Origin of the sequence: Streptomyces sp. NPDC050560 (assembly GCF_044457285.1) — a bacterium.
In the GTDB taxonomy this organism is placed as follows: domain Bacteria; phylum Actinomycetota; class Actinomycetes; order Streptomycetales; family Streptomycetaceae; genus Streptomyces.
On record NZ_JBITGT010000021.1, the window covers coordinates 84,284 to 107,617 of the forward strand.

Consider the following 23,334-nt stretch of genomic DNA (forward strand, 5'->3'; position numbering starts at 1 on the left):
GGGGGGGGGGGGGGGGGGGTGGGGGGGGGGGGGGGGGGGGGGGGGGGGGGGGGGGCGGGGGGGGGGGGGGGTGGGCCACCGGGGGGGGGGGGGGGGGGGGGGGGGGGCGCGGGGGTCAGCCCGCGCCCTGTAGCTCCGCCCAGACCGTCTTGCCCGATACGCCGGGCAGCCGTACGACGCCCCAGTCGAGGCAGAGCCGCTGGACGATGAACATGCCGTGGCCGCCGGGCCGTCCCGCCTGGTGCGGGGTGCGGGGCGAGGGCTGGCCCGCACCGCGGTCCCGTACCTCCACGCGCAGTACTTTCCGGTCGCGCCTGAGGACCATCTCCTCGGGGCCCTCCGCGTGCAGGCACGCGTTGGTGACCAGCTCGGACACCACGAGGAGCACGTCCTCCGACGCGGCGCGCTGGTCGGCGCTGGAACTCGGCATCCAGCCCCAGGCGCGCAGCGCCTCACGGGTGAAGTCGCGGGCGAGCGGGACGAGCCCGCTGGCCCCGGCGAAGCTGAGCCGCCTGGTCCCACTGTCCCCCGAGGGCTCGGCCCCCTGGCCCGCCCCGTCCGCCGCGTCCCCCCCGACGGGCTCGACCGGCCCCGCTGCTCCCCCGCCCGGGCTTCGGTCGCCCGGCGAGCACGGCCGGGTGGTGCTCATCAGCGCTTCACCTCACCGATTCACCAGAGATCTCTACAGTTCAGTCACGCACGGCCGACGACGGACCGCGACACGGGGACACCCGGGCCGCCGCGCCCCCGAAGCGCCCATGGGCGCGCCCACCGCCGGCGGGTCGCCCGACCGCCGTCGAGTCCATCGGTCTTCTGCCCGGCCGCGGCGTGGGAACACCCACTTGCCCACTACGGAAACTGTGACACCGGTAACGTCTTGATCACACCGGGACAACCGGCGTGTAACTTCTGCCCGCTCAGTCGGCGAGAGCCGCTTCGAGCGTTTCGTGCACGGTAAACACGGCGTCGGCACCCGTGATCTCGAACACGCGTGCCACCACCGGCTGCATTCCCACCAGGTGCACCCCGCCCCCCTCGGCCTCGGCCCGCAGCCGCGCGCCCAGCAGGACGTTGAGCCCCGTGGAGTCGCAGAACTCCAGCCGGGCACAGTCCACCACCAGCCGTGCGAAGCCGTTGTCGATGCACCGCTCCAGCGGCTCGCGCAGCAGATCAGCGGTGTGATGGTCGAGCTCTCCCGCGGGGGACACCACGGCACTCGCCCCGGCTTCCCGCACCTCTACAAGAAGGCGGCCCTTGTGTGCGCTGTCGACCGTCCCGCGGTCCATGCCGTCTCTCTCCCGACCCCTCGTAGCTGTTGACTGACGTTCCCGCAGACTACGCCTCACCCCTGCCGACCGGTACCCGAACAACCCCGCGAAAACGGACAATTGCCATGAAAGCGTACTTGCGGTGGGGTGTGTAAACCGGGTAGGGCTAGAGGAGCACACCACAAGACGGCTATGGAGGCGCCGCACCCCGCAGTGCACGTCATGGCAATCGGCAGCCGAATGCCGAGAACGATGGAGGCATCATGTCACCCCGGCTCGACGAACCGCGTACTGACCAGGCGGCGTCGGCTCTCCCTCCCCAGCGGACCGACCGCGGGCCCGTGAGCGCGGCGGGGGCCGAGACCCAAGCGGTACCGGAGGCGCACGGCGCCCCCTCCGAAACGTCCGACGCCCTTGAGGCCCTTGAGGACCTGCCGGACATCCCGCCGTACGACGAGGTCCACCCCGTCGACGCGCGCGCCCTCTCCAAGACGCTCTTCGAGCGCCTGGAAACGCTGGAGGAGGGCACCCACGAGTTCGCGTACGTCCGCAACACCCTCGTCGAACTGAACCTGGCGCTGGTCAAGTTCGCCGCCTCCAGATTCCGCTCGCGCAGCGAGCCGATGGAGGACATCATCCAGGTCGGCACCATCGGCCTGATCAAGGCGATCGACCGGTTCGAGCTGAGCCGCGGCGTGGAGTTCCCCACGTTCGCCATGCCCACCATCGTCGGCGAGATCAAGCGCTTCTTCCGTGACACCTCCTGGTCGGTCCGGGTCCCGCGGCGCCTCCAGGAACTCCGCCTCGACCTGGCCAAGGCGGGCGACGAGCTGGCCCAGCAGCTCGACCGCGCCCCCACCGTCACCGAACTCGCCACCCGGCTCGGCCTCAGCAACGACGAGGTCGTCGAGGGCATGGCCGCGTCCAACGCGTACACCGCCAGCTCCCTGGACGCCCAGCCGGAGGAGGACGACAGCGAGGGCGCGCTCGCCGACCGGATCGGCTACGAGGACCACAGCCTCGAAGGCATCGAGTACGTGGAGTCCCTGAAGCCGCTCATCGCCGAGCTGCCGCCGCGCGACCGCAAGATCCTCGCGCTCCGCTTCGTCGCCAACATGACCCAGTCCGAGATCGGCGACGAGCTGGGCATCTCCCAGATGCACGTCTCCCGGCTGCTCTCCCGCACCCTGGTACGGCTGCGCGAGGGGCTGACCGTCGAGGAGTAGACCGCGGAACCGGCCGGAAGCGGTCGGGCAGTGAAGAGGGGGGCGCGTGAGAGTTCACGCGCCCCCATTTGGCGTCTTGGCGCCGGTGTCCGGTGTCCGGTGTCTTGGCGGTGATGCGGCGGTGTCTCGGCGGTGAGGTGGCGGTGCGTGAGGGCATGATGCGGCGGCGCGCAAGGGGCGTCCTGTGAGTGGCGTGCAGGGCCTCATAGGGCGGCGTGAGTTCGCGTCCGCACGCCCCCTCTTTGCTTCACCCGCCCTCTGAAGCCGCGCCCGCCGCCGGGCCGCGCGCCCCCCCCGTTCACACCACCCGCCGTCCGCCGCGCCAGACCGCGGCCACCAGCGGGACCCCGGGGCGGTAAGCGAGGTGGACCGGGCTCGGCGCGTCGAGCAGCAGCAGGTCGGCGCGGGCGCCGGGCCGCAGTACCCCGATGTCGTCGCGGCGCAGCGCGGCGGCGCCGCCCGCGGTCGCCGCCCACACCGCCTCGTCGGGCGTCATCCCCATGTCCCGCACCGCGAGCGCGATGCAGAACGGCACGGACGACGTGAACGACGAGCCCGGGTTGCAGTCCGTGGACAGCGCCACCGTGACCCCGGCGTCCAGCAGCCGCCTGGCGTCCGGCCACGCGGCGCGGGTGCTGAACTCGGCGCCCGGCAGCAGGGTCGCCACCGTGTCCCCGTCCGCGAGCGCGTCGACGTCGGCGTCCGTGAGCCGGGAGCAGTGGTCCGCGCTGGCCGCGCCGAGTTCCACGGCGAGCCGCACCCCGGGACCGTACGAGAGCTGGTTGGCGTGCACCCGGGGCAGCAGGCCCCTCTTGAGGCCCGCGGTGAGGACGGCGCGGGCCTGGTCGCCGTCGAAGGCGCCGCGCTCGCAGAACACGTCGATCCAGCGGGCGTGCGGCGCGCAGGCGTCCAGCATCGGCCCGGTGACGAGGCCGACGTAGCCGTCCGGGTCGTCGGCGTACTCGGGCGCCACGATGTGGGCGCCGAGGAAGGTGACCTCGTCGGTGTGGCGTGCGGCCAGGCGCAGCGCGCGGGCCTCGTGGTCCGGGGTGAGGCCGTAGCCGGACTTGGTCTCGCAGGTGGTGGTGCCCTGCCGCAGCGCCTCGGCGAGGTAGCGGGTGAGGTTGCGCTCCAGCTCGTCGTCGGGGGCGGCGCGGGTGGCCTCGACCGTGGTGCGGATGCCGCCCGCCGTGTAGCCGCGGCCCGACATCCGGGCGTGGAACTCCTCGGTCCTGTCGCCCGCGAAGACCAGGTGGGAGTGGGAGTCGACGAAGCCGGGCAGCACCGCCCTGCCGCCCGCGTCGACCCGGTTGTCAGTGGCGGGTGCTTTGCTGTCCTCACCGATCCAGATCACGCGGTCACCCTCGGTGACGACCGCGGCGTCGTGGATCAGTCCGAGCGGGGAGCCGTCGCCGAGGGAGGGGTCGTTGGTGACCAGGGTCGCGATGTGGGTGATCGCGGTGGTGCCGTGCGCCGCCGCGGTGGCGGGTGTGCTGTGCGCGGCGTCCGCGGGCGTGGGGTGCGCCACGTCGGTGGCGGGTGTGCGGTCAGCGGTCATGGCGTGGCTCCTCCCCGTGCGCGGCGCGGATCGCCGCCGCCAGTTCCCGTGGCACGTCGGGCACCCGCGTGTGCGCCCCGTCGCGCACGAGGTGGCGGCCCGCGACGACGGTGTGGCGCACGTCGGCCGCGCCCGCCGCGAAGACGGCGGTCTCGGCGAGCCTTCCTGGCGCCGCGCCCGCGGTGCGTACGGAGTCCAGGGACACGGTGGTGAGGTCGGCCGCCGCGCCCGGTGCGATCCGGCCGGCGTCCGGCCTGCCGAGGGCGGCGTGGCCGTCCGCGGTGGCGGCCCGCAGCAGTGCCGCGGCCGTCCAGTGGCCGCGGCGCCCGGTGCGCAGCCGCTCATCGAGTTCCATCGCGCGTGCCTCCTCCAGGATGTCCACCACGGCGTGGCTGTCGCTGCCGAGGCTGAGCGCGCTGCCCGCCCGCTGGAGCGCGGCGGCGGGTCCTGTGCCGTCCGCGAGGTCCCGCTCCGTCGTGGGGCACATACAGGTGCCGGTGCCGGTGGCGCCGACGAGCCCGATGTCGTCGTCGGTGAGGTGCGTGGCGTGCACGGCGGTGGTGCGCCCGCCCAGCACCCCGTGGTCGGCGAGCAGCCGCGCGGGGGTGCGGCCGTGGGCGGCCAGGCAGGCTTCGTTCTCCGCGGGCTGCTCCGAGAGGTGCGCGTGCAGCGGCGCCCCGCGCTCGCGCGCCCAGTCGGCCACCGTGGACAGCGCCGCGGCGGGCACGGCGCGTACGGAGTGCACGGCGGCGCCCCGCAGCGCGAGGCCGCGGGGCGCGAGCAGTGCGGCGCGCTCGGCCCAGGCGTCGGCGCTGCCGTCGTCGAAGCGGCGCTGGTGCGCGGCGGGCGGCTCGCCGAAGCCCGCGGCGAGGTAGGCGGTGTCGAGCAGGGTGAGGCGGATGCCGGCCTCGTCGGCCGCCGCGAGCAGCGCCTCGCCCATGGCGTTGGGGTCGTCGTAGCGGGTGCCGCCGGGGGCGTGGTGCAGGTAGTGGAACTCCCCTACGGCGGTGATCCCCGCGAGCGCCATCTCGGCGTACGCGGCGCGGGCGAGCCGGTGGTAGCTGTCGGGGGTGAGCCGCTGGGCGACGGCGTACATGCTCTCGCGCCAGGTCCAGAAGGTGCCGCCGCCGGTCTGCACGGCGCCGCGCAGCGCCCGGTGGAAGGCGTGCGAGTGGACGTTGGCGAGTCCTGGCAGGGTCAGCCCGCGCAGGATCTCGGCGCCCCGTGGCGGGCGCTCGTGCCCGGTGGTCAGGGCCCCGATGCGCCCGTCCGCGACGGTGAGCAGCACGCCGGGCTCGCAGCGGTCGCCGAGCCAGGCGTGTTCGAGCCAGTAGGCGGGGCCGCGCGCGGGCGCTCCTGGCGCGGGGGTGTCGGGCGCGCGGGCGGTGTCCTGCGCGCTGGTGGGGTGCGGCACGTGCGGCTCCGGGGTGGGCGCGAAGTCGGGGGGTGCGGGGCGCGGTCAGCCGCGGTCTGCGGCCAGTCCTTCCAGTACGTCGGCGAGTGCCCGCACGCCCGCCGCGCAGTCGTCCTCGGTGGCGTGCTCGGCGGGCGCGTGCGAGACGCCCGTCGGGTTGCGTACGAAGAGCATGGCGGTGGGCACGGACGCGGAGAGTATCCCGGCGTCGTGCCCGGCGCCGGTCGCGAGGACGGGCACTTGTGCGGACGCCCGCGCGGCCCCGTCCGCCGGGACCGGCTCCCCCGGCCGCCCCTGCGCCTCGGGCCGCCGGGGCCCCTCCGGCCCCTCCTGTCCTTCCGGGGCCAGGATGCGGGCGATCTCGTCGCGCAGGGCGTGTCCGAAGTCGACGACGGGCGTGAAGGACTCCCGGGTCACGTCGAGGGTGGTGCCGTAGCGCCGCGCGTGCTCGGTGGCGGCCCGCTCGATGCCGGAGACCAGGGCTTCGAGGGTGGCCTCGTCGGGGGCGCGGGAGTCGAGCCAGCCGGAGACGAGCGAGGGGATCGCGTTGACGCCGTTGGGCGCGACGGCGACCTTCCCGAAGGTGGCGAGCGCCCCGGCGCGCTCGGCGCGCTCCCGCGCGGCGAGCACGGTCGCGGAGTAGCCGAGCATCGGGTCGCGGCGGTCCTGGAGCCTGGTGGTGCCCGCGTGGTTGGCCTCGCCGCGGAAGTCGAAGCGCCAGCGCCCGTGCGGCCAGATCGAGGAGGCGATGCCGACGGGCCGCCCCAGCAGGTCGAGGGCCCTGCCCTGTTCGACGTGGAGTTCCACGAAGGCGCCGATTCGGGCGAGCCGCTCGGGGTCGGGCCCGATCGCGTCGGGGTCGTACCCCGCGGCCTCCATGGCGCGCGGCAGGGTGACGCCTTCGGCGTCGGTGAGCGCGTGCGCGTCCTCGCGGCCGAGGCGGCCCGCGGCGAGCCGGGAGCCGACGCAGGCGAGGCCGAAGCGGGCGCCCTCCTCGTCGGCGAAGTCGACGATGCCGAGCGGCCGGTCGAGCCGCGCGCCGCGGGCCCGCAGCTCGTCGAGCGCGGCGAACGCGGACACGACGCCGAGCGGCCCGTCGAAGGCGCCGCCGTCGGGTACCGAGTCCAGATGCGAGCCGGTGACGACGGCGCCGCCCGCCGCCGGGTCGCCGAGCCAGGCCCAGGCGTTGCCGTTGCGGTCGGTCTCGACGGCGAGCCCCCTGGCCTCGGCCTCCCCGCGGAACCAGGCGCGGCACTCGCCCGCTGCCGCGCTCCAGGCGTAGCGGCGGTAGCCGCCGGTTGCCGCGTCCCTGCCGAGCGGCGCGAGATCACGCCACATCCCGGTGAAGCTCATACGGCGGCCCTCCCGCCCGCGCGGGCGGCGCCGCGGCCACGCGCCGGGCCCGGGTCCGCCGGGGTCACTCGCCCTCCCGCATGGGGACGCGGACGCCGCGGGCCTCGGCCACCGCCTCGGCGGTGTCGTACCCGGCGTCGACATGGCGGATGACGCCGGTGCCGGGGTCGTTGGTGAGGACGCGGCGGATCTTCTCCCCGGCGAGCGGGGTGCCGTCGGCGACGGTGACCTGTCCCGCGTGGAGGGAGCGGCCCATGCCGACGCCGCCGCCGTGGTGGACGGAGACCCAGGAGGCGCCGGAGGCGACGTTGACCATGGCGTTCAGCAGCGGCCAGTCGGCGATCGCGTCGGAGCCGTCGAGCATCCCCTCGGTCTCCCGGTACGGGGACGCCACCGAGCCGGTGTCCAGGTGGTCGCGGCCGATGGCGAGGGGCGCCTTCAGCTCCCCCGAGGCCACCATGTCGTTGAAGCGCTCGCCCGCGCGATCCCGCTCCCCGTAGCCGAGCCAGCAGATCCTGGCGGGCAGGCCCTGGAAGTGGACGCGTTCGCCCGCGAGGGAGATCCAGCGGGCCAGCGACTCGTTCTCCGGGAAGAGGTCGAGGATGGCGCGGTCGGTGGCGGCGATGTCCGCCGGGTCGCCGGAGAGCGCGGCCCAGCGGAAGGGGCCCTTGCCCTCGCAGAACAGCGGCCTGATGTAGGCGGGGACGAAGCCGGGGAAGTCGAAGGCGCGCGCGAAGCCGGCGAGTTGCGCCTCGCCGCGGATGGAGTTGCCGTAGTCGAAGACCTCGGCGCCCGCGTCCTGGAAGCCCACCATGGCCTCCACATGGCGGGCCATCGACTCGCGGGCCCTGGCGGTGAAGTCGGCGGGCTTCTCGGCGGCGTACCCGGCCATGTCCTCGAAGGGGACGCCGAGCGGCAGGTAGGCGAGCGGGTCGTGGGCGCTGGTCTGGTCGGTGACGATGTCGACCGGCGCGGACTCGGCGAGCATACGGGGCAGCACCTCGGCGGCGTTGCCGAGCAGCCCGACGGAGAGCGGGCGGCGGGCGTCGCGCGCCTCCACGGCGAGCCGCAGCGCCTCTTCCAGGGAGTCGGCGCGCACATCGAGGTAGCGGTGCTCGATACGGCGCTCGATGGCGCGCGGGTCGCAGTCGACGCAGATGACGACGCCGCCGTTCATCGTGACGGCCAGCGGCTGGGCGCCGCCCATGCCGCCGAGCCCGGCGGTGAGCGTGATGGTGCCCGCGAGGGAGCCGCCGAAGCGCTTCTCTGCGACCGCGGCAAAGGTCTCGTAGGTGCCCTGAAGGATGCCCTGGGTGCCGATGTAGATCCAGGAGCCGGCGGTCATCTGCCCGTACATGGTCAGCCCGAGCGCTTCGAGGCGGCGGAACTCCTCCCAGGTGGCCCAGTCGCCCACCAGGTTGGCGTTGGCGATGAGCACGCGCGGCGCCCACTCGTGGGTCTGGAGGACCCCGACGGGGCGCCCCGACTGCACCAGCATCGTCTCGTCCTGCTTCAGCGTGCGCAGGGTGCGCACCATCGCGTCGAACGAGCGCCAGTCGCGGGCCGCCTTGCCGGTGCCGCCGTAGACGACGAGCTTGTCGGGGTGCTCGGCGACCTCCGGGTCCAGGTTGTTCTGGAGCATCCGCAGGGCCGCCTCCTGGGGCCAGCCGAGCGCGGTCATCGCGGTGCCGCGCGGGGCCCGTACGGGGCGGGGTCCCGACGGTGCCGAAAGACCTGACGGTCCTGACATGAGCCTGCCTCCTCCGGGCGGCCGCGCTCGCCGCTCCCGTCCCGTGAACTATTCATTCACATCCTGAACCGCTGAATACTTTCAGTCAACAGGTGGCCCGTGGACCGCGCCACGGCCGCGGATGATTGTCTTGATCGGGCGAGGGTCCCCACACAAAGGGAGCGGATTCGGGTGAACGGGCTGGGCGCCGGAGGCACAGGCGGCAGGGGCGGTACGGCGGCGACCGCGGCGGGTTCCGGGGCGGCCGCGGCCGCCAGGGAGGCGGCGGCGCGGCGGGACGCGGCGGTGCGGGCGGCGGTGGACCAGGGGCTCGTCGGACCCGACGAGCCGGTGCTGTGCCTGCTGGACCTCACCGGCGTCGAGCGGGCCGTGGCGGGGCTGCGCACGGCGTTCGAGGAGGTCGTGGCGCCCGGGACGCCGGTGCGGCACGCGTTCGCGGTGAAGGCGTCGCCGCTGGTGCCCGTGGTGCGGCTGCTCCATGACCTCGGGATGGGCGCGGAGGTGGCGAGCCCCGGGGAGCTGGCGCTCGCCCGCGCCGCGGGGGTGCCGCCGTCGGCGACCGTGCTCGACTCCCCCGCCAAGACCCCGGCGGAGCTGCGGGAGGCGCTGGCGCTCGGCATCGCGGTGAACGCCGACAACGCCCAGGAGCTGGCCAGGCTGGACGCGCTCATGGCGTCGGCGCCGTCCGCGTCGCCGCTGGGCCTGCGGATCAACCCCCAGGTCGGCGGCGGTTCCATCGGGGCGCTCTCGACGGCCACCGCCACCTCCAAGTTCGGGGTGGCGCTCGGCGACGAGGGGGCGCGCGAGTGGGTGGTGCGCGCCTTCCTGGAACGCCCCTGGCTGACCAGGCTGCACACCCACTCCGGCTCCCAGGGCGTCGCGCTCGGCCGGATGGCGCGGGGGGTGGCGCTGACGTACGAGCTGGCGGAGGAGATCAACGCGCGCGGCGGGCGGCGGCAGGTCGACACGATCGACATCGGCGGCGGCCTCCCGGTGAACTTCGCCTCCGAGGAGCAGACCCCGGACTTCGCCGCGTACGCGCGGCTGCTCGGGCGCGACGTGCCGGGGCTGCTCGACGGGCGCTACGGCCTGGTGACGGAGTTCGGGCGGTCGGTGCTCGCCAAGCAGGGGACGGTGCTCGCGCGGGTCGAGTACACCAAGACCTCGGGCGGCCGCCCGATCGCGGTGACGCACGCGGGCGCCCAGCTCGCGACCCGCACGGTGTACGCGCCGGAGTCATGGCCGCTCAGGATCGCCGCCTACGACGGCAGTGGCGAGCCGCGCACCGGGCCCGGGGTGCGCCAGGACGTGGCGGGCCCCGCCTGCTTCGCGGGCGACCTGCTGGCCCAGGACCGCGAACTGCCCCGCCTGGAACCGGGCGACTACGCGGCGGCCCTCGACACCGGCGCGTACTACTTCGCCCACCACTACGCGTACAACTCCCTGCCACGCCCCACGGTCCTCGCCTTCACCGCGGGGGCGGCCGGGGTGCGCTTCCAGGTGGTGCGAAGGGCCCAGACGGTGGACGAGATCGTCGCGGAGTCGGGCGGCGGGGTGGACCGGCTGGCGCTGTGAGGCGGGGGCCGACTGTTCCCCTGTGAGGCGGGAGGGAGCGGCTGTCGCCGGGAGTTGTGGCCGTGAGGCGGGGCTGCGGGGCGTCGCGGTGAGGCGTGGTGGTGAGCTGCTGGTGGGGGCGTGGCTGCGAGGCGTCGAGGTGCGTTGTGGCCGTGAGGCGTCGCGGTGCGTTGCGGCCGCGAGGCGTGGCTGCGGGCTGTGACCGCGAAACGGCGCCCGCGGCGGCTTCGCGCCGGGCCCGGGAGGAGGGCGTGACCGCCGTTCACCGGCGCGCCATGCGGCCGTTCACAGCCCCCGGCGGGCCGCTCCGCCGGGGGCCGCGTCGCCCGCCGCGAGGCCCGTGCCGCGGTACGCCCTGACCTGGGGGCCCGTGGGGCGGCCGGAGGCGGGGGTGAGCCAGTCGACCCTGGCCCAGAGCAGGGCGTCGGCCTCCTGCTCCCGCCGCCCCAGCCACGCCGCCTTCAGCCAGAGCCCCACCGCGCACCCGGCGAGCAGCATGCCCGCGGCGGCGGGCAGTGCGAAGTCCGCCGCGAGGGCCGCGAGGAACGCGCCGAGCAGCCACCACCGGTGCCCGCGGCGCCAGTTGCGCAGGGTGACCCGCCGGTCCTGGAGCACGTCGTGCCGCCCCGCACGCGCCGCCGCCCCGGCCAGCGCCCGGTACCGCTTCCTGCGCGCGTGCGCGACCACGCCCGCGGCCACCAGGAAGAGCGCGGCGCCCGCGAGCACCCCGATCCTGCGGCCCGTGAGCCCCGGGACGAACAGGCCGAGCGCGGCGGCCAGCACCCCGAGCCACCACAGCGGCGCCGCCCCCGCGCGCACCACCACCGCCACCCGTGCCAGCCCCTGCCCGCCTCGCGACACGTCCGCCACCTCCCGGTACGTTCCGTTTCCGGGCCGGGACACTAGCGAAGCAATCTGAGGGAGCGATGAGAGGGCGCGGCGCCGCTCAGCCCACGAACAGGCCGCGCTCCGCGGCCCGCGCGTCGAACTCCTCAAGGCGCGCCTGGGCATCCGGCAGCCCGTCGCACATCGCTTCGAGGAGCACCCGGCCGAGCAGCATCGGCGCGCACGCGGTGTCGAAGGCGAGCCCGGTGCCGACGGCGGCGGGCAGCAGCACGTCCGAGGCCGCGGCGACCGGCGCGAAGGCGCTGTCGGCGACGGTGACCACGGTCAGGCCCGCCTGCCGCGCCCACCCGAGCGCGTCCACGGTCTCCTTCGGATGGCGGGGCAGCGCGAAGCAGAGCAGCACCCCGGCGCCCGCGCGGCGGGCCGCGTCGAGGCGGTCGACGAGCATGGAGCCGCCCTCGTCGAGCAGCCGTACGTCCGGGTGCACCTTGGCGGCGAAGTAGGCGAAGCCGCGGGCCTGCGCGGCGGCGGCGCGCAGCCCGAGCACGAGCAGCGGCCGGGAGCCCGCGAGCAGCCGCCCGGCGCGCGCCACGGGCCCGGGGTCGCGCAGCAGCCCGGAGAGCTGCCGCAGGTTGGCGATCTCCGCCTCGACGGCGCGCTGGTACTCGTTGAACGGGGGCTCCTCGGCGGCGGGGCCCGCGGGACCCACGTCGCGCAGGGCGCGGCGCAGCGCCGGGTAACCGTCGAAGCCGAGGGCCACCGCGAAGCGGGTGACGGAGGGCTGGCTCACCCCGGCGAGCTGCGCCAGCTCCACGCTCGACAGGAAGGGCACCTCGGCGGCGCGGCGCACCATGCAGTGCGCGATGCGCCGCTGGGTGGGGGTGAGCCGCCGCCCCTCGAACAGCTCCTGCAAGCGCCCCACGGGCCCGTCGCTCATCACACGCCTCTCGCCGTATTCAGTCCCGGCACACTCTGCATGGACGTATGCACGGGGGCAAGCGGCGACGGGGCGTGCGGGGCCTTCCAGGTACCCGGCCGAGGGGGTCTGCGCCCAGTCGAAATGGGGGGTTAGCCCCACTGATTCGGGGTGCGGTGCTCCGTACCGTGAAGGGCTATGGATGCTGCCCACGATGCCGAACTGAAGAAGGAACTCAACGCCACGCTCGACGCACGCAAGGAGCTTGGCGAGGAGTACGAACCCGCGCTGGTCGAGTCGTTCCTCGGGAAGATCGAACAGCAGGTCGACGGGGTGGTCGAGCGCCGGGTGCGGCGCAGGCTCGCCGAACAGCAGATGGTGGCCGCCAGGCCCCCCGACCGGCGCGGCAGGAGGAGCGACGACGGCTGGGGCGAGCGGTTCGGCTTCGGCATCATCTCGCTGATCGTGGCGATTCCGCTGTCGGCGATCGCCGTCGTCAACGCCGGTCTCGCCGGGCTGCTGGTGTCCTGGGCCGGGATCGTCGGCATCAACGCCGTACAGGCCGTACGGGGCGCGCACTTCGGGGAGCGGAGGGCGTCGGGGGGCTACATGGACCGCGACGAGTGAACCCGCCAGGGGGATCTCCCCGTCCCCGGGACGAGTGAACTCGCCCGGGGGCTTCCCGTTCCCGTCCCGGCCGGACGCGCATCCAGCCCGTCGGGACAGGGGGACGGCGGGCTTCCGGCCGGGGGGAAGGCGTACGCAGGGTGTCCGGGCCGCCGGGACGAGTCGCGCCGGGCTCTTGGCCGTCGGGGTGGTGAGGTGGCGCGGAGACCGCCGCACCCCCTGAGTAGGGGGGCGGGACGACGGCGGTCCCCGCGCGGGACGCGTGTGGCCGGGTCAGGACCGGGCCCCGCGTCCTGGCGTCCAGGGAGGTCCGGGAGCCGCTCCGGAGGTTCCATGGCGCCGATCCGCGTCGGCCGCCGCGGCTGGCTCCCCGCGTTACCCGGGGACGCCGCGCCGTGCCGACGTCCTCAAAGGTGCCGGAGGCTTGTTACGCGCGCGCTGCGCCGGTGTGTCGCGTTCGTACATTGTGGGCGAAGCACGAAGGCCCGCCCCGGGGGACGGGCCTCCGCACCCCGGGGCCGGCCAGGTCCTGCGGCCCGGCAGGCGTCAGTGGGCGCCGTTCCTGGCCAGGAACGCCAGCAGGTCCTGCCGGCTGACGACCCCGGTGGGCTTCCCCTCCACCAGCACCATCGCGGCGTCCGCGGCGCCGAGGACCGCCATCAGGTCCGCCACCGGCTCGCCCGAGCCGACCTGCGGCAGCGGCGGCGACATGTGCTTGTCCAGCGGGTCGTCGAGGACGGCGCGGTGCGCGAAGAGGGCGTCGAGCAGTTCGCGCTCGACCACGGAGCCGACGATCTCCGCGGCCATCACGTCCGGGTGGCCCGCGCCGCGCTTCACGATCGGCATCTGGGACACCCCGTACTCGCGCAGCACGTCGATGGCCTCGCCCACGGTCTCCCCCGGGTGCATGTGCACCAGCGACGGCATCGCGCCCTCCTTGTCGGAGAGCACGTCGCCCACGCGGGGGCTGCCGCCGGTCTCCTCAAGGAAGCCGTAGTCGTTCATCCACTCGTCGCTGAAGATCTTGCTGAGGTAGCCGCGGCCGCTGTCCGGCAGCAGCACGACCACCACGTCGTCGGGGTCGCAGCGCTCGGCGACGCGCAGCGCCGCGACCACCGCCATCCCGCAGGAGCCGCCGACGAGCAGCCCGTCCTCCTTGGCGAGCCGCCTGGTCATCTGGAACGAGTCCTTGTCGGACACCGCCACGATCTCGTCCGCGACACCCCGGTCGTACGCCTCGGGCCAGAAGTCCTCCCCGACCCCCTCGACGAGGTACGGGCGGCCCGAGCCGCCGCTGTACACGGAGCCCTCGGGGTCGGCGCCGACCACCCGCACCCGGCCGTCGCTGACCTCCTTGAGGTAGCGCCCGGTGCCCGAGATGGTGCCGCCCGTGCCCACCCCGCACACGAAGTGCGTGATGCGGCCCTCGGTCTGGGTCCACAGCTCCGGGCCCGTGGACTCGTAGTGGGACAGCGGGTTGTTCGGGTTGCTGTACTGGTCGGGCTTCCAGGCGTCCGGGGTCTCGCGCACCAGGCGGTCGGAGACGTTGTAGTACGAGTCGGGGTGGTCGGGGTCGACCGCCGTGGGGCACACGACGACCTCCGCGCCGTACGCCCGCAGGACGTTGATCTTGTCGGTGGACACCTTGTCCGGGCAGACGAAGATGCACCTGTAGCCCTTCTGCTGGGCCACGATCGCCAGGCCGACCCCGGTGTTTCCGCTGGTCGGCTCGACGATGGTGCCCCCGGGGCGCAGCTCTCCCGCGGCCTCGGCGGCCTCGATCATCCTGAGGGCGATGCGGTCCTTCACCGAACCGCCCGGGTTGAAGTACTCGACCTTGGCGAGGACGGTGGCCCCGATGCCTTCGGCCACCCGGTTCAGGCGCACCAGCGGGGTGTTGCCGACGAGGCTGATCATTGAGTTGTGGACATGCACCGTTGTCTCCGGCCCTATCCGTGAGGCGTGGTTGATGGCGTCAGCCTAAGCCCGGCCGGGCGCGGCCCTCCGGGGACACGTGCCGGTCCCGGGTGTGCCGGTCCCCGGGCCCCGGCGCGCGGGGGCGCGGCGGCGGCCGGCGGAGCGGGGGGCCACGGGCGGGTGACCGGGGCGATTGGCCGACCCGGTGCGCGGGGCAGTGAGTGGATGAGTCCCCGGTCCTGGACACCGGGGGCACGGGGAAGCGAGGAGGGTGCTGCGCGGTATGTCGAGAGCGAGGGTGGCGCGCCGTATCGCCGCGGGAGCGGCGTACGGCGGCGGGGGCATCGGCCTTGTCGGGGTCGCCACGGCCGGGCTCGTCCTGGCCGAGGTGCAACTGGCGAAGCGGCGGGTGGGGCGGCCCGGCGCGGAGGGCGCGCAGCCGCCGCCGCGCGCCGACGGGCTGTACGGCGGGGTGTACGCGCGCCTGCCGGGCGGTGCCTCGGCCGGGCCGCTGCGGATGGCCATGCTCGGGGACTCCACGGCGGCCGGGCAGGGGGTGCGCAGGGCGCGGCACACACCGGGGGCGCGGCTCGCCTCGGGGCTCGCGGCGTTCGCGGAGCGGCCGGTGGAACTGCGCTGCTCGGCGCTGCCGGGCGCGCGCTCGGACGATCTGGACCGGCAGGTCACCCAGGCGCTCGGTGATCCCCGCTGGGTGCCGGACGTGTGTGTGATCATGATCGGCGCGAACGACGTCACCCATCGGATTCCGGCCACCCACTCGGTGCGGTGTCTGGCGGGGGCGGTACGGAGGCTGCGTACCGCCGGTGCCGAGGTGGTGGTCGGCACCTGTCCCGACCTCGGCACCATCGAGCCCGTGGGGCAGCCGCTGAGCTGGCTGGCGCGGCGCGCCTCGCGGCAGCTCGCCGCGGCGCAGGCGATCGGGGTGGTGGAGCAGGGCGGTCGGGCGGTGTCGCTCGGGGATCTGCTCGGGCCCGAGTTCGCGGCCAATCCCCGGGAGCTTTTCGGGCCCGACCACTACCACCCGTCCGCGGAGGGCTACGCCACCGCTGCGATGGCGGTGCTGCCGACGCTGTGCGCTGCGCTGGGCCTGTGGCCGGAGGGGGAGCGGCCCGATGCCTCGCGGGACGAGGGCTTCCTGCCGGTGGCACGCGCCGCGGCGCGCGCCGCGAGCGAGGGCGGTACGGAGGTTGCGGCGGCGCCCGGGGGGATGCGGGGGCCGCTGGCGCTGCTCAAGCGGAGGCGGCGGAGGAGGTTGCGGGAGGCGGAGGGGCCCGGGGCGCCGGGGGCGCCGGGGGCGCCGGAGGCGCCGGGGGCCGCGGAACCGTCTACTCCGTAGGGGTGGGGGGTGTTGGGCGGGGGTGGGTTCGGCACCGCCGGGCCGCGGCGTCGTGGTTGCTCGCCGTCGCGGCGGATTCGAAGGGGGCGCGGCCCCCTTCCGGCCTCGCCACCTGCCGGTGGGGGCGGGCGCCGCGCGGGGGCGAGATGGGTTCGGCACCGCCGGAACACGGCATCGGGGTTGCTCGCCATTGCGGCGGAAACAGAAGGGGGCGCGGCCCCCTTCCAGCCTCGCCACCTGCCGGTAGGGGCGGGCGCCGCGGGGGCAGGGTGAGTTCGGCACCGCCGGAACGCGACGTCGTGGTTACTCGCCATTGCGGCGGAAACAGAAGGGGGCGCGGCCCCCTTCGCGCCTCGCCACCTGCCGGTGGGGGCGGGCGCCGCGCGGGGGCGGGATGGATTCGGCACCGCCGGAACACGGCATCGGGGTTACTCGCCATCGCGGCGGAAACAGAAGGGGGCGCGGCCCCCTTCCAGCCTCGCCACCTGCCGGTAGGGGCGGGCGCCGCGGGGGCGGGGTGAGTTCGGCACCGCCGGGATGCGACGTCGTGGTTACTCGCCATTGCGGCGGAAACAGAAGGGGGCGCGGCCCCCCTCGGCCTCGCCACCTGCCGGTAGGGGCGGGCGCCGCGCGGGGGCAGGATGGATTCGGCACCGCCGGAACACGGCGTCGTGGTTACTCGCCGTCGCGGCGGAAACAGAAGGGGGCCTGCGGCCCCCTTCACGCCCCGCCGGGGTCTCGCCGGGACGGCAGAACTGAAGGGGGCCCGCCCCCCTGCTCCCCACCCCGCCGTGCCTCCCCACCGTGCTCGCCCACGGCAGCGGAACCGGCGAGGGCGCGGCGCCCTCCACCCCCTGCCGCGTCTCGCCAGAGCGCTCGCCCACGGCAGTGGAACCCGAGAGGGCGCGGCCCCCCACCGCGTCTCGCCGCAGTGCTCACCGTCCGGCGGATTCGAAGGGGCGCAGCCCCCTTCGTGCCCCGGTGGGCTGCTCGGCACCGGAGGCGGGTGGGTGGGTGGGAAAGCCCCCGCAGCCCACCGGCAAGGCACCGTGGAAAGCAAGCGCTTAGTATTGGGGGTGTCGCGTTCGTGAGTGATTGGGGTTGTCATGCCGGAAGCCGTCATCGTTGCCGCCGCCCGTTCGCCGATCGGGCGGGCCGGGAAGGGGTCGCTGAAGGAGGTGCGGGCCGATGACCTCGCCGTCGGTGTGATCCGCGCCGCGCTCGACAAGGTGCCCGCGCTCGATCCGGCCGACATCGACGACCTGATGCTCGGCTGCGGCCTCCCCGGCGGCGAGCAGGGCAACAACCTGGCCAGGATCGTCGCCGTGCAGCTCGGCCTCGACACGCTGCCGGGCTGCACCGTCACCCGCTACTGCGCCTCCTCCCTCCAGACCTCCCGCATGGCCCTGCACGCCATCAGGGCGGGCGAGGGCGACGTATTCATCTCGGCCGGTGTCGAGACCGTGTCCCGCTTCGTCAAGGGCAGCTCCGACAGTTGGCCCGACACCCACAACCCGCTCTTCGCCGAGGCCGAGGCCCGTACCGCCGCCACCGCCGAGAGCGAGGGCAGCACCTGGCACGACCCCCGCGAGGACGGCCTGCTGCCCGACCCGTACATCGCGATGGGGCAGACCGCGGAGAACCTGGCCAGGGCGCGCGGGATCACCCGCGAGGAGATGGACGAGTTCGGCGTGCGCTCGCAGAACCTCGCCGAGCAGGCCATCGCCAAGGGCTTCTGGGAGCGCGAGATCACCCCCGTCACGCTCCCCGACGGCACCGTCCTCACCCGTGACGATGGCCCGAGGCCCGGCGTGACGAGGGAGGGCGTGGCGGGCCTGAAACCGGTGTTCCGCAAGGACGGCCTGGTGACAGCGGGCAACTGCTGCCCGCTCAACGACGGCGCCGCCGCCCTCGTCATCATGAGCGACACCAAGGCACGCGAACTCGGCCTCACCCCGCTCGCCAGGATCGTCGCCACCGGGGTCTCCGCGCTCTCCCCCGAGATCATGGGCCTCGGCCCGGTCGGCGCCTCCCGGCAGGCCCTCGCCAGGGCCGGGCTCGGCATCGGGGACATCGACCTCGTCGAGATCAACGAGGCGTTCGCGGCGCAGGTCATCCCCTCCTACCGGGACCTCGGCATCGACCTCGACCGGCTGAACGTCAACGGCGGCGCCATCGCCGTCGGCCACCCCTTCGGCATGACCGGCGCCCGGATCACCACCACCCTGATCAACAGCCTCCAGTTCCACGACAAGCAGTTCGGCCTGGAGACGATGTGCGTCGGGGGCGGGCAGGGCATGGCGATGGTCATCGAGCGGATGTCGTGAGCGGGCCGCCGGTGCCGTGAACGGGCGGCGGCGGCCGGGAGCGGGCGGGGCGGTCCGGGTGACCCGGAGTGAGGGGGGCGCGGGGGCGGGCCGCCCGGCCGTGACCGAAGTTCGGCCAGAATGTGACCCATCTCCTCGGTCGGCCACTTCCCTCCGGGTGCGCGCGCCTGAAGGATGAGCGCCTACGCCCAGAACCCGAGGACCCTCAGGGCCCTCACCCCCAGCGGACCTGCCCCGTTCCGTACCAACCTGTCTGTTTTGCGGCCTATGTGACGTACCCGACTGACAGGCGGCCGGGGTCGGTCGCATGCTGAGGGAGGAAGTCGGGGGTCGACGAACCGGGAGTATGTCAGTGAGCGCCATCCCCATCGCCTTGCTCATCCTCACGGCCGCCGCCACGGCCGTGGGCGGCGCGTCCCTGTACAGCGTGCGGGGCCTGCGCAGACAGCTCTCCGAGCTGCGGAGCGAACTGGCGGCAGGCACCGCCGCGGCCCCGGCCCGCCCCGCCGTGCCCTCGGCACGGCCCGCGGCGGACACCGACGACATACGGACGGCCGTGGCCGAGGCGCTGGCCGAGGAGCGCGAGCGCGAGATGGCCGAGGCGCGCGCCTTCTGGGCCGCCCAGGAGGCCAGGGACGCGTCCTCGGACGCGCACTCGCTGCTCGGGCTGCCCACGGACGAGCCGTATCTGCCGCGGCAGACGGACTTCGCCGGGCTCGGCGGCCTCGACCACCCGGGCCAGGGCCAGGAGCCCGAGGGCGCGGAGCACCCCGAGGACTCCCCCGAGCTGGCCGCGGCCCGCCGCCGCCATCCCTCGCACCCGGACTTCGTGCCCTCCGCGCCCGGCAGCGACCACGAGCGCACGGTGGCCTGCCTCGCGAGCCTCGCCTCGGTCGGCACCGCACTCGCCGACGTACGCCCCGGGCCGCTCGGCACGCTCGACGTCTACGTCTTCGAGGACGGCACGACGCTGTGCATGACACCGGGGCACCGGGAGGCGTCGGAGCGGCTGGCGTCGGCGCTGCGCCGCGGCGACAACCCGGTCCTGCTCGGCGGCTCCGGCATCGCGGGCGCGTACACGCTCACGTTCACATGCGGCGACGACACCATGTACATCCTCGCCGACCGGGTGATCGCCTCCCGGTGACGCCCCGGCGCGGGCAGGCTCCCGCGCGCGGCCGCGCGCGCCTCACACTCCGGCGCGCGCCTCGGCGCTCCTGACCAGGTCCACCGCGCGCGTCATGTCCCCCGCGCGCTGCCCGTCCGCCGAGTCCGCCAGTGCGACCGCGAGGTCCCGGCCGGCCACCGTGATCTGGTCGGCGGCGGCGAACATCCCCGCGTCCGGCATGGTCCTCGGCGCCGTCCCCGGCTCCTCGACCCGCTGCGCCCAGAGCGCCAGTTCCCTGGCCAGGGCGAGCGCCTCGGCGGCGGCGCCGCGCTGGAGGCGGCTCTGCGGGGCGGCCCTGAGCCGGTCGGCGAAGTGGTTCACGGCGGCGGTGAGCGGTGTGGTGTCGAACACGCGCAGACCCTATGCGCTTCCCCCGGACTGTTGCCAACGCGCGAACGCTCAGGCACGGTGGCGTGAAGGACGGACCACATCGCCAGCGCTCGGAGGCGCCGATGTCTCAAGTCTTCTCCCAGGAGACCCACCGGAATCTGCTCGCCCGAATCCCCCACTGCACCGGTCGTGACATCACCGACTGGCTGCGCACCGTCGACGAGGGCCCCGCGCTCTTCCGCTTCGAGGAGAAAGTCAGTTGGCTCCGCATGGAGCACAATCTCGCCTACGGCCACGCGAAGGCGATCGTCCACGAGTACGACCTGCGAAGGGCCGCGCGGAAGCTGAACGCGGGTCACGGCTGAGCGGCCCCACCACGCTGCGGGCCCGAGCCCGCCGGGAAGGCGCGGCCACCGGAAGGGGTCGACGACGGCAAGGGCCCGTGAACCGAAGTTCACGGGCCCTTGGCCGTGTCGGGCCGGCCGCACCGGCCGGGAGTGGGAGTGAGTGCCTCACCGGCCCCCGGCGCGGACGGCTCAGCTATCGCTCTGGAGGATCGCGATCAGACGCAGGAACTCCAGGTAGATCCAGACGAGGGTGAGGGTCAGCCCGAAGGCGGCGAGCCAGGACTCCTGGCGGGGCGCGCCGTAGGCGATGCCGGTCTCGATCTGCTTGAAGTCCAGGGCGAGGAAGCAGGCGCCGATCAGGACGCCGAGGATGCCGAAGGCGATGCCGAGGCCGCCGCTGCGGAAGCCGAGGCCGTCACCGCCGCCGAAGACCATGAAGAGCAGATTGACCGCCATCAGCATCACGAAGCCGAGCGCGGCGGCCATCACGAAGCCGTAGAAGCGGCGGTTGACCCTGATCCAGCCCGCCCGGTACGCGACGAGCACGGCCACGAAGACCGCCATGGTGCCGATCACCGCCTGCATGGCGGCGCCGCTGGCGATGCGGTTGTCGACGATGCTGGACAGGACGCCGAGGAAGACGCCTTCCAGGGCCGCGTAAGTGAGGATCAGCGCGGGCGCGGCCGTCCGCCTGAACGACTGGACCAGGCCGAGCACCATCGCGATCAGCCCGGAGACGATGGCGATGCCGTACGACTTGTTGATGTTGGCGTCGTCGACGGGCAGCACGGCCCAGGCGATCGCCGCGAACACGACGAGCACGCCGAGGGTGCTCCCGGTCTTCACGACGACGTCGTCCATCGTCATCCGCCCGGCGGAGGGCGGGGCCTGCGGCGGGGCACCGTACTGCTGGGCGTAGGGATTCTGCGCGTACGGGTTCGCGGGCGCCTGCGCGTAGGGACTGCCGCCCGCGTACTGGGTACCGACCGCGGGGCCCCCGGCCTGCGGCGCCGCGTTGAACTGCGCGTAGCCGTTGTCGCGGCTGAACCCCCGTCGCGAGAAGACCGGGTTGCTGCTCCTCATGTCACTCCTCCATAACCACGGGCGTGGTCTTGGCTCAAGAGTAATAGGTAGGCAAAGGCTTGACTCTACTGCCCTGGGAGGATCTTTTTGTCCACCCACATGACACAGAACACGGTACGGGCAGTGCCCATTCCGTGCGTGCCGCTCGTACCCGTCCTGTTGCGCGATCGCGTGAACTGTTGCCGGACCGTTGCCGTACGGGCCGCCGTACGCCGCCCGGAGGGGCCGGGGGTCACTCCAGGGGGAACCCGGTGTAGCCCTCGGCCAGGTCCCGTTCTGCGGCGGACGAGGCGGCGATGCGTTCGAGAGCGGCGAGGCGCACCCGCTCGTCGAACGCGCCGCCGCCGGGCTCGCGGTGCAGCAGGGTCGTCATCATGTACGAGAACCTCTCCGCCTGCCAGACGCGGCGCAGACAGGTGTCCGAGTAGGCGTCGAGCCGCGCGGGGTCGCCGGTACCGCGCAGCCCGATGAGCGCGCGGGCGAACGTGACGGCGTCGCCGACGGCGAGATTGAGCCCTTTCGCCCCGGTCGGCGGCACGATGTGCGCCGCGTCCCCGGCGAGGAAGAGGCGGCCGTGGCGCATGGGTTCGTGCACATAGCTGCGCATGGGGGTGAAGGACTTCGCCGTGACGGGGCCGCGGCGCAGCTCCCAGCCGTCGCCCGGCGCGGTCTCCAGGCGCAGCGCCAGCTCGTCCCAGACCGCCTCGTCGCTCCACTCGTCCGGGTCGGTGGACTCGGGCACCTGGAGGTAGAGCCGGGAGACGGTCGGGGAGCGCATGCTGAGGAGCGCGAAGCCGCGCTCGTGGCGGGCGTAGACGAGTTCGTCGTTGGACGGCGGCACGTCGGCCAGGATGCCGAGCCAGCCGTAGGGGTACGCGCGCTCGTAGACCCGGGAGTGTGCGGCGGGGAAAGCGGCGCGTGACACCCCGCGGAAGCCGTCGCAGCCGACGACGTAGTCGCAGACCAGCTCGTGCTCGCGGCCCCCGTGGGTGTAGCGCACCCGGGGCAGCCCCGCGGGGTCCCCGGGGTCCCGGGCGGTCGCCGGGCTTGCCGCGTTCTCGACCGCGGACGCGCGGGCCTCGAAGAGCAGCGGGCCGCCCTCGTCGAGCTGGAGGGCTATCAGGTCCTTGACGACCTCCGTCTGCGCGTAGACGGTGACGGACCTGCCGCCGGTCAGCGCGGGGAAGTCGACGCGGTGGCGGCGGCGGTCGAAGCGCAGCTCGATGCCCTGGTGCCTGATGCCCTCGCGGTCGAGCCTGGCGCCCGCGCCCGCCGCGCGCAGCACGTCCACGGTGCCCTGCTCCAGGATTCCGGCGCGCTGGCGGCGCTCCACGTAGGCGCGGTCCCTGGCCTCCAGGACGACCGCGTCGATGCCCGCGTTGTGCAGCAGCCTGGCCAGCACGAGACCCGCGGGGCCCGCGCCGATGACGCCCACGGTGGCTCTGGCGGGGACGGGGGGCGGCGCGGCGGGGGCCGCGGACGCCTGGGGCGCCTGGGACGCCGGGGACGCCGGGGGTACTGACTCTGCGGGCGGCATGGGCGGCATGGAGCGGGGCTCCTCCGGTGGCTGGACGCGCGGCCGGATGCGCCGGGACGCGCGGGGCGACTTCTCGCCGCCTTCCGCTTGTCCTACCCCGGGGGAGCCGGGGACGGGAAGAAACATGAGGAAGGGGCGCGGGGCGGGGAGAGGGCCGGGAGAGGGCCGGGAGAGGGCCGGGGACGGTCGTACGGAGGCGGTCCGCCGAAGGTTTGCTCGCGCAATGATCGAGCGTCGTGCAGGCGTTCGGAAAGGCGGAAACCCGGCCCTCGGCGGGGCGCGGACTCGCGCCCTCGCGCCCCCCTCTCCCGGCGCCGCCGCGTGGCCGGCCCGGCCGGGCGGCACGCGGCCGGCACCGGGGCCGCACCCCCGTGGCACCCCCTTCGCGCCCCGGTGAGCGCGGGGTGCGCCAGGGCCGCCCCCTGCCCGCTCCGGCGGATGCGCGGCATGCGCCGGGCCACCGGGCGCCCGCCGGGCGCGCCAGGGCGCCGGGGGAGCCCCTGAGGCCGCCCCCGGCGTGACCGTTCCCGCCCCCGGGTGTCCATGTGTGCACACGGCGACGCTCCGACCTCGGAGGCCGCAACTCCGCGTCCCCCCGGGGCAACCCTCAGAAAACAAACCGCGACGGTCAAAACTTAAGGTTGAGTTGAGCAAGAGCGGTCGAAATCACACCCGCTCAATCCCACCAGAACCCGCAATTTCACGCCGCCTTCACGTCCGGAGCCGTACGCTTCA

Annotated in this window: 19 protein-coding genes; 7 read left to right on the forward strand and 12 right to left on the reverse strand. The window is 74.5% G+C overall.

Annotated elements, in window-relative coordinates; translation table 11 throughout:
• Positions 1-115 precede the first annotated feature (115 nt).
• Positions 116-649: an ATP-binding protein gene (locus tag ACIBIW_RS34035; protein ID WP_399341969.1), complete on the reverse strand. Its 534-nt coding sequence runs from the start codon at positions 647-649 to the stop codon at positions 116-118.
• A 268-nt stretch (positions 650-917) separates the two neighbouring features.
• Entirely contained in the window at positions 918-1,286 is a 369-nt protein-coding gene (locus tag ACIBIW_RS34040) for an STAS domain-containing protein (RefSeq protein WP_399341971.1), read from the reverse strand.
• A 245-nt stretch (positions 1,287-1,531) separates the two neighbouring features.
• Here ACIBIW_RS34040 and ACIBIW_RS34045 point away from each other — a divergent pair, with 245 nt between their 5' ends.
• Positions 1,532-2,494, forward strand: a complete 963-nt coding sequence (locus ACIBIW_RS34045; protein WP_399341972.1) for an RNA polymerase sigma factor SigF — start codon at positions 1,532-1,534, stop codon at positions 2,492-2,494.
• A 298-nt stretch (positions 2,495-2,792) separates the two neighbouring features.
• On the opposite strand, the gene hutI is transcribed toward ACIBIW_RS34045, so the two are convergent.
• The 4 genes from hutI to hutU form a co-directional block, all read right to left on the reverse strand.
• Positions 2,793-4,052, reverse strand: coding sequence for an imidazolonepropionase (gene hutI, locus ACIBIW_RS34050; RefSeq protein WP_399341974.1), 1,260 nt, complete (start codon positions 4,050-4,052; stop codon positions 2,793-2,795).
• On the reverse strand, positions 4,042-5,466 hold the full coding sequence (locus ACIBIW_RS34055) for a formimidoylglutamate deiminase (protein ID WP_399341976.1): 1,425 nt from the start codon (positions 5,464-5,466) through the stop codon (positions 4,042-4,044). The genes hutI and ACIBIW_RS34055 overlap by 11 nt, the downstream gene beginning before the upstream one ends.
• A 45-nt stretch (positions 5,467-5,511) precedes the next feature.
• Positions 5,512-6,819, reverse strand: a complete 1,308-nt coding sequence (locus ACIBIW_RS34060) for an allantoate amidohydrolase (protein WP_399341978.1) — start codon at positions 6,817-6,819, stop codon at positions 5,512-5,514.
• 64 nt (positions 6,820-6,883) lie between these two features.
• The gene (gene hutU / locus ACIBIW_RS34065) at positions 6,884-8,569 is read right to left on the reverse strand and encodes a urocanate hydratase (RefSeq protein WP_399341980.1); all 1,686 of its coding nucleotides are present in this window, start codon (positions 8,567-8,569) and stop codon (positions 6,884-6,886) included.
• Positions 8,570-8,740: 171 nt separating this feature from the next.
• On the opposite strand from hutU, the gene ACIBIW_RS34070 reads away from it, so the two are divergent.
• Positions 8,741-10,144: a diaminopimelate decarboxylase gene (locus tag ACIBIW_RS34070; RefSeq protein WP_399341981.1), complete on the forward strand. Its 1,404-nt coding sequence runs from the start codon at positions 8,741-8,743 to the stop codon at positions 10,142-10,144.
• Between the two features lie 285 nt (positions 10,145-10,429).
• Here the strand turns inward: ACIBIW_RS34070 and ACIBIW_RS34075 are convergent, their stop codons facing one another.
• Together ACIBIW_RS34075 and ACIBIW_RS34080 are read right to left on the reverse strand one after the other, a co-directional pair.
• Positions 10,430-11,005, reverse strand: coding sequence for a hypothetical protein (locus tag ACIBIW_RS34075; RefSeq protein WP_399341983.1), 576 nt, complete (start codon positions 11,003-11,005; stop codon positions 10,430-10,432).
• 85 nt (positions 11,006-11,090) lie between these two features.
• A complete protein-coding gene (locus tag ACIBIW_RS34080) occupies positions 11,091-11,927 on the reverse strand; it encodes a MurR/RpiR family transcriptional regulator (RefSeq protein WP_399341986.1) in 837 nt (278 codons plus the stop codon).
• Between the two features lie 177 nt (positions 11,928-12,104).
• Between ACIBIW_RS34080 and ACIBIW_RS34085 the strand changes: the two genes are divergently transcribed.
• Positions 12,105-12,533 carry a hypothetical protein gene (locus ACIBIW_RS34085; protein ID WP_399341987.1) on the forward strand — a complete coding sequence of 143 codons (429 nt, stop codon included), beginning with the start codon at positions 12,105-12,107 and terminating at the stop codon, positions 12,531-12,533.
• Positions 12,534-13,079: 546 nt separating this feature from the next.
• On the opposite strand, the gene ACIBIW_RS34090 is transcribed toward ACIBIW_RS34085, so the two are convergent.
• Positions 13,080-14,468: a cystathionine beta-synthase gene (locus ACIBIW_RS34090; RefSeq protein WP_399341989.1), complete on the reverse strand. Its 1,389-nt coding sequence runs from the start codon at positions 14,466-14,468 to the stop codon at positions 13,080-13,082.
• 265 nt (positions 14,469-14,733) lie between these two features.
• On the opposite strand from ACIBIW_RS34090, the gene ACIBIW_RS34095 reads away from it, so the two are divergent.
• The 3 genes from ACIBIW_RS34095 to ACIBIW_RS34105 all read left to right on the forward strand — a co-directional run bounded on the left by ACIBIW_RS34095 (position 14,734) and on the right by ACIBIW_RS34105 (position 19,281).
• Complete coding sequence (locus ACIBIW_RS34095) at positions 14,734-15,807, forward strand: SGNH/GDSL hydrolase family protein (RefSeq protein ID WP_399341990.1); 1,074 nt, start codon at positions 14,734-14,736, stop codon at positions 15,805-15,807.
• Positions 15,808-16,913: 1,106 nt separating this feature from the next.
• Positions 16,914-18,134, forward strand: coding sequence for an acetyl-CoA C-acetyltransferase (locus ACIBIW_RS34100; RefSeq protein WP_399341993.1), 1,221 nt, complete (start codon positions 16,914-16,916; stop codon positions 18,132-18,134).
• 352 nt (positions 18,135-18,486) lie between these two features.
• Positions 18,487-19,281: a hypothetical protein gene (locus ACIBIW_RS34105; protein WP_399341995.1), complete on the forward strand. Its 795-nt coding sequence runs from the start codon at positions 18,487-18,489 to the stop codon at positions 19,279-19,281.
• 42 nt (positions 19,282-19,323) lie between these two features.
• On the opposite strand, the gene ACIBIW_RS34110 is transcribed toward ACIBIW_RS34105, so the two are convergent.
• Complete coding sequence (locus ACIBIW_RS34110) at positions 19,324-19,653, reverse strand: hypothetical protein (protein WP_399341996.1); 330 nt, start codon at positions 19,651-19,653, stop codon at positions 19,324-19,326.
• 101 nt (positions 19,654-19,754) lie between these two features.
• Between ACIBIW_RS34110 and ACIBIW_RS34115 the strand changes: the two genes are divergently transcribed.
• On the forward strand, positions 19,755-19,997 hold the full coding sequence (locus tag ACIBIW_RS34115) for a DUF4287 domain-containing protein (RefSeq protein WP_399341998.1): 243 nt from the start codon (positions 19,755-19,757) through the stop codon (positions 19,995-19,997).
• Positions 19,998-20,168: 171 nt separating this feature from the next.
• On the opposite strand, the gene ACIBIW_RS34120 is transcribed toward ACIBIW_RS34115, so the two are convergent.
• The gene (locus ACIBIW_RS34120) at positions 20,169-21,062 is read right to left on the reverse strand and encodes a Bax inhibitor-1/YccA family protein (RefSeq protein WP_399341999.1); all 894 of its coding nucleotides are present in this window, start codon (positions 21,060-21,062) and stop codon (positions 20,169-20,171) included.
• Between the two features lie 232 nt (positions 21,063-21,294).
• Entirely contained in the window at positions 21,295-22,608 is a 1,314-nt protein-coding gene (locus ACIBIW_RS34125; protein WP_399342001.1) for a 4-hydroxybenzoate 3-monooxygenase, read from the reverse strand.
• Positions 22,609-23,334: the final 726 nt, after the last annotated feature.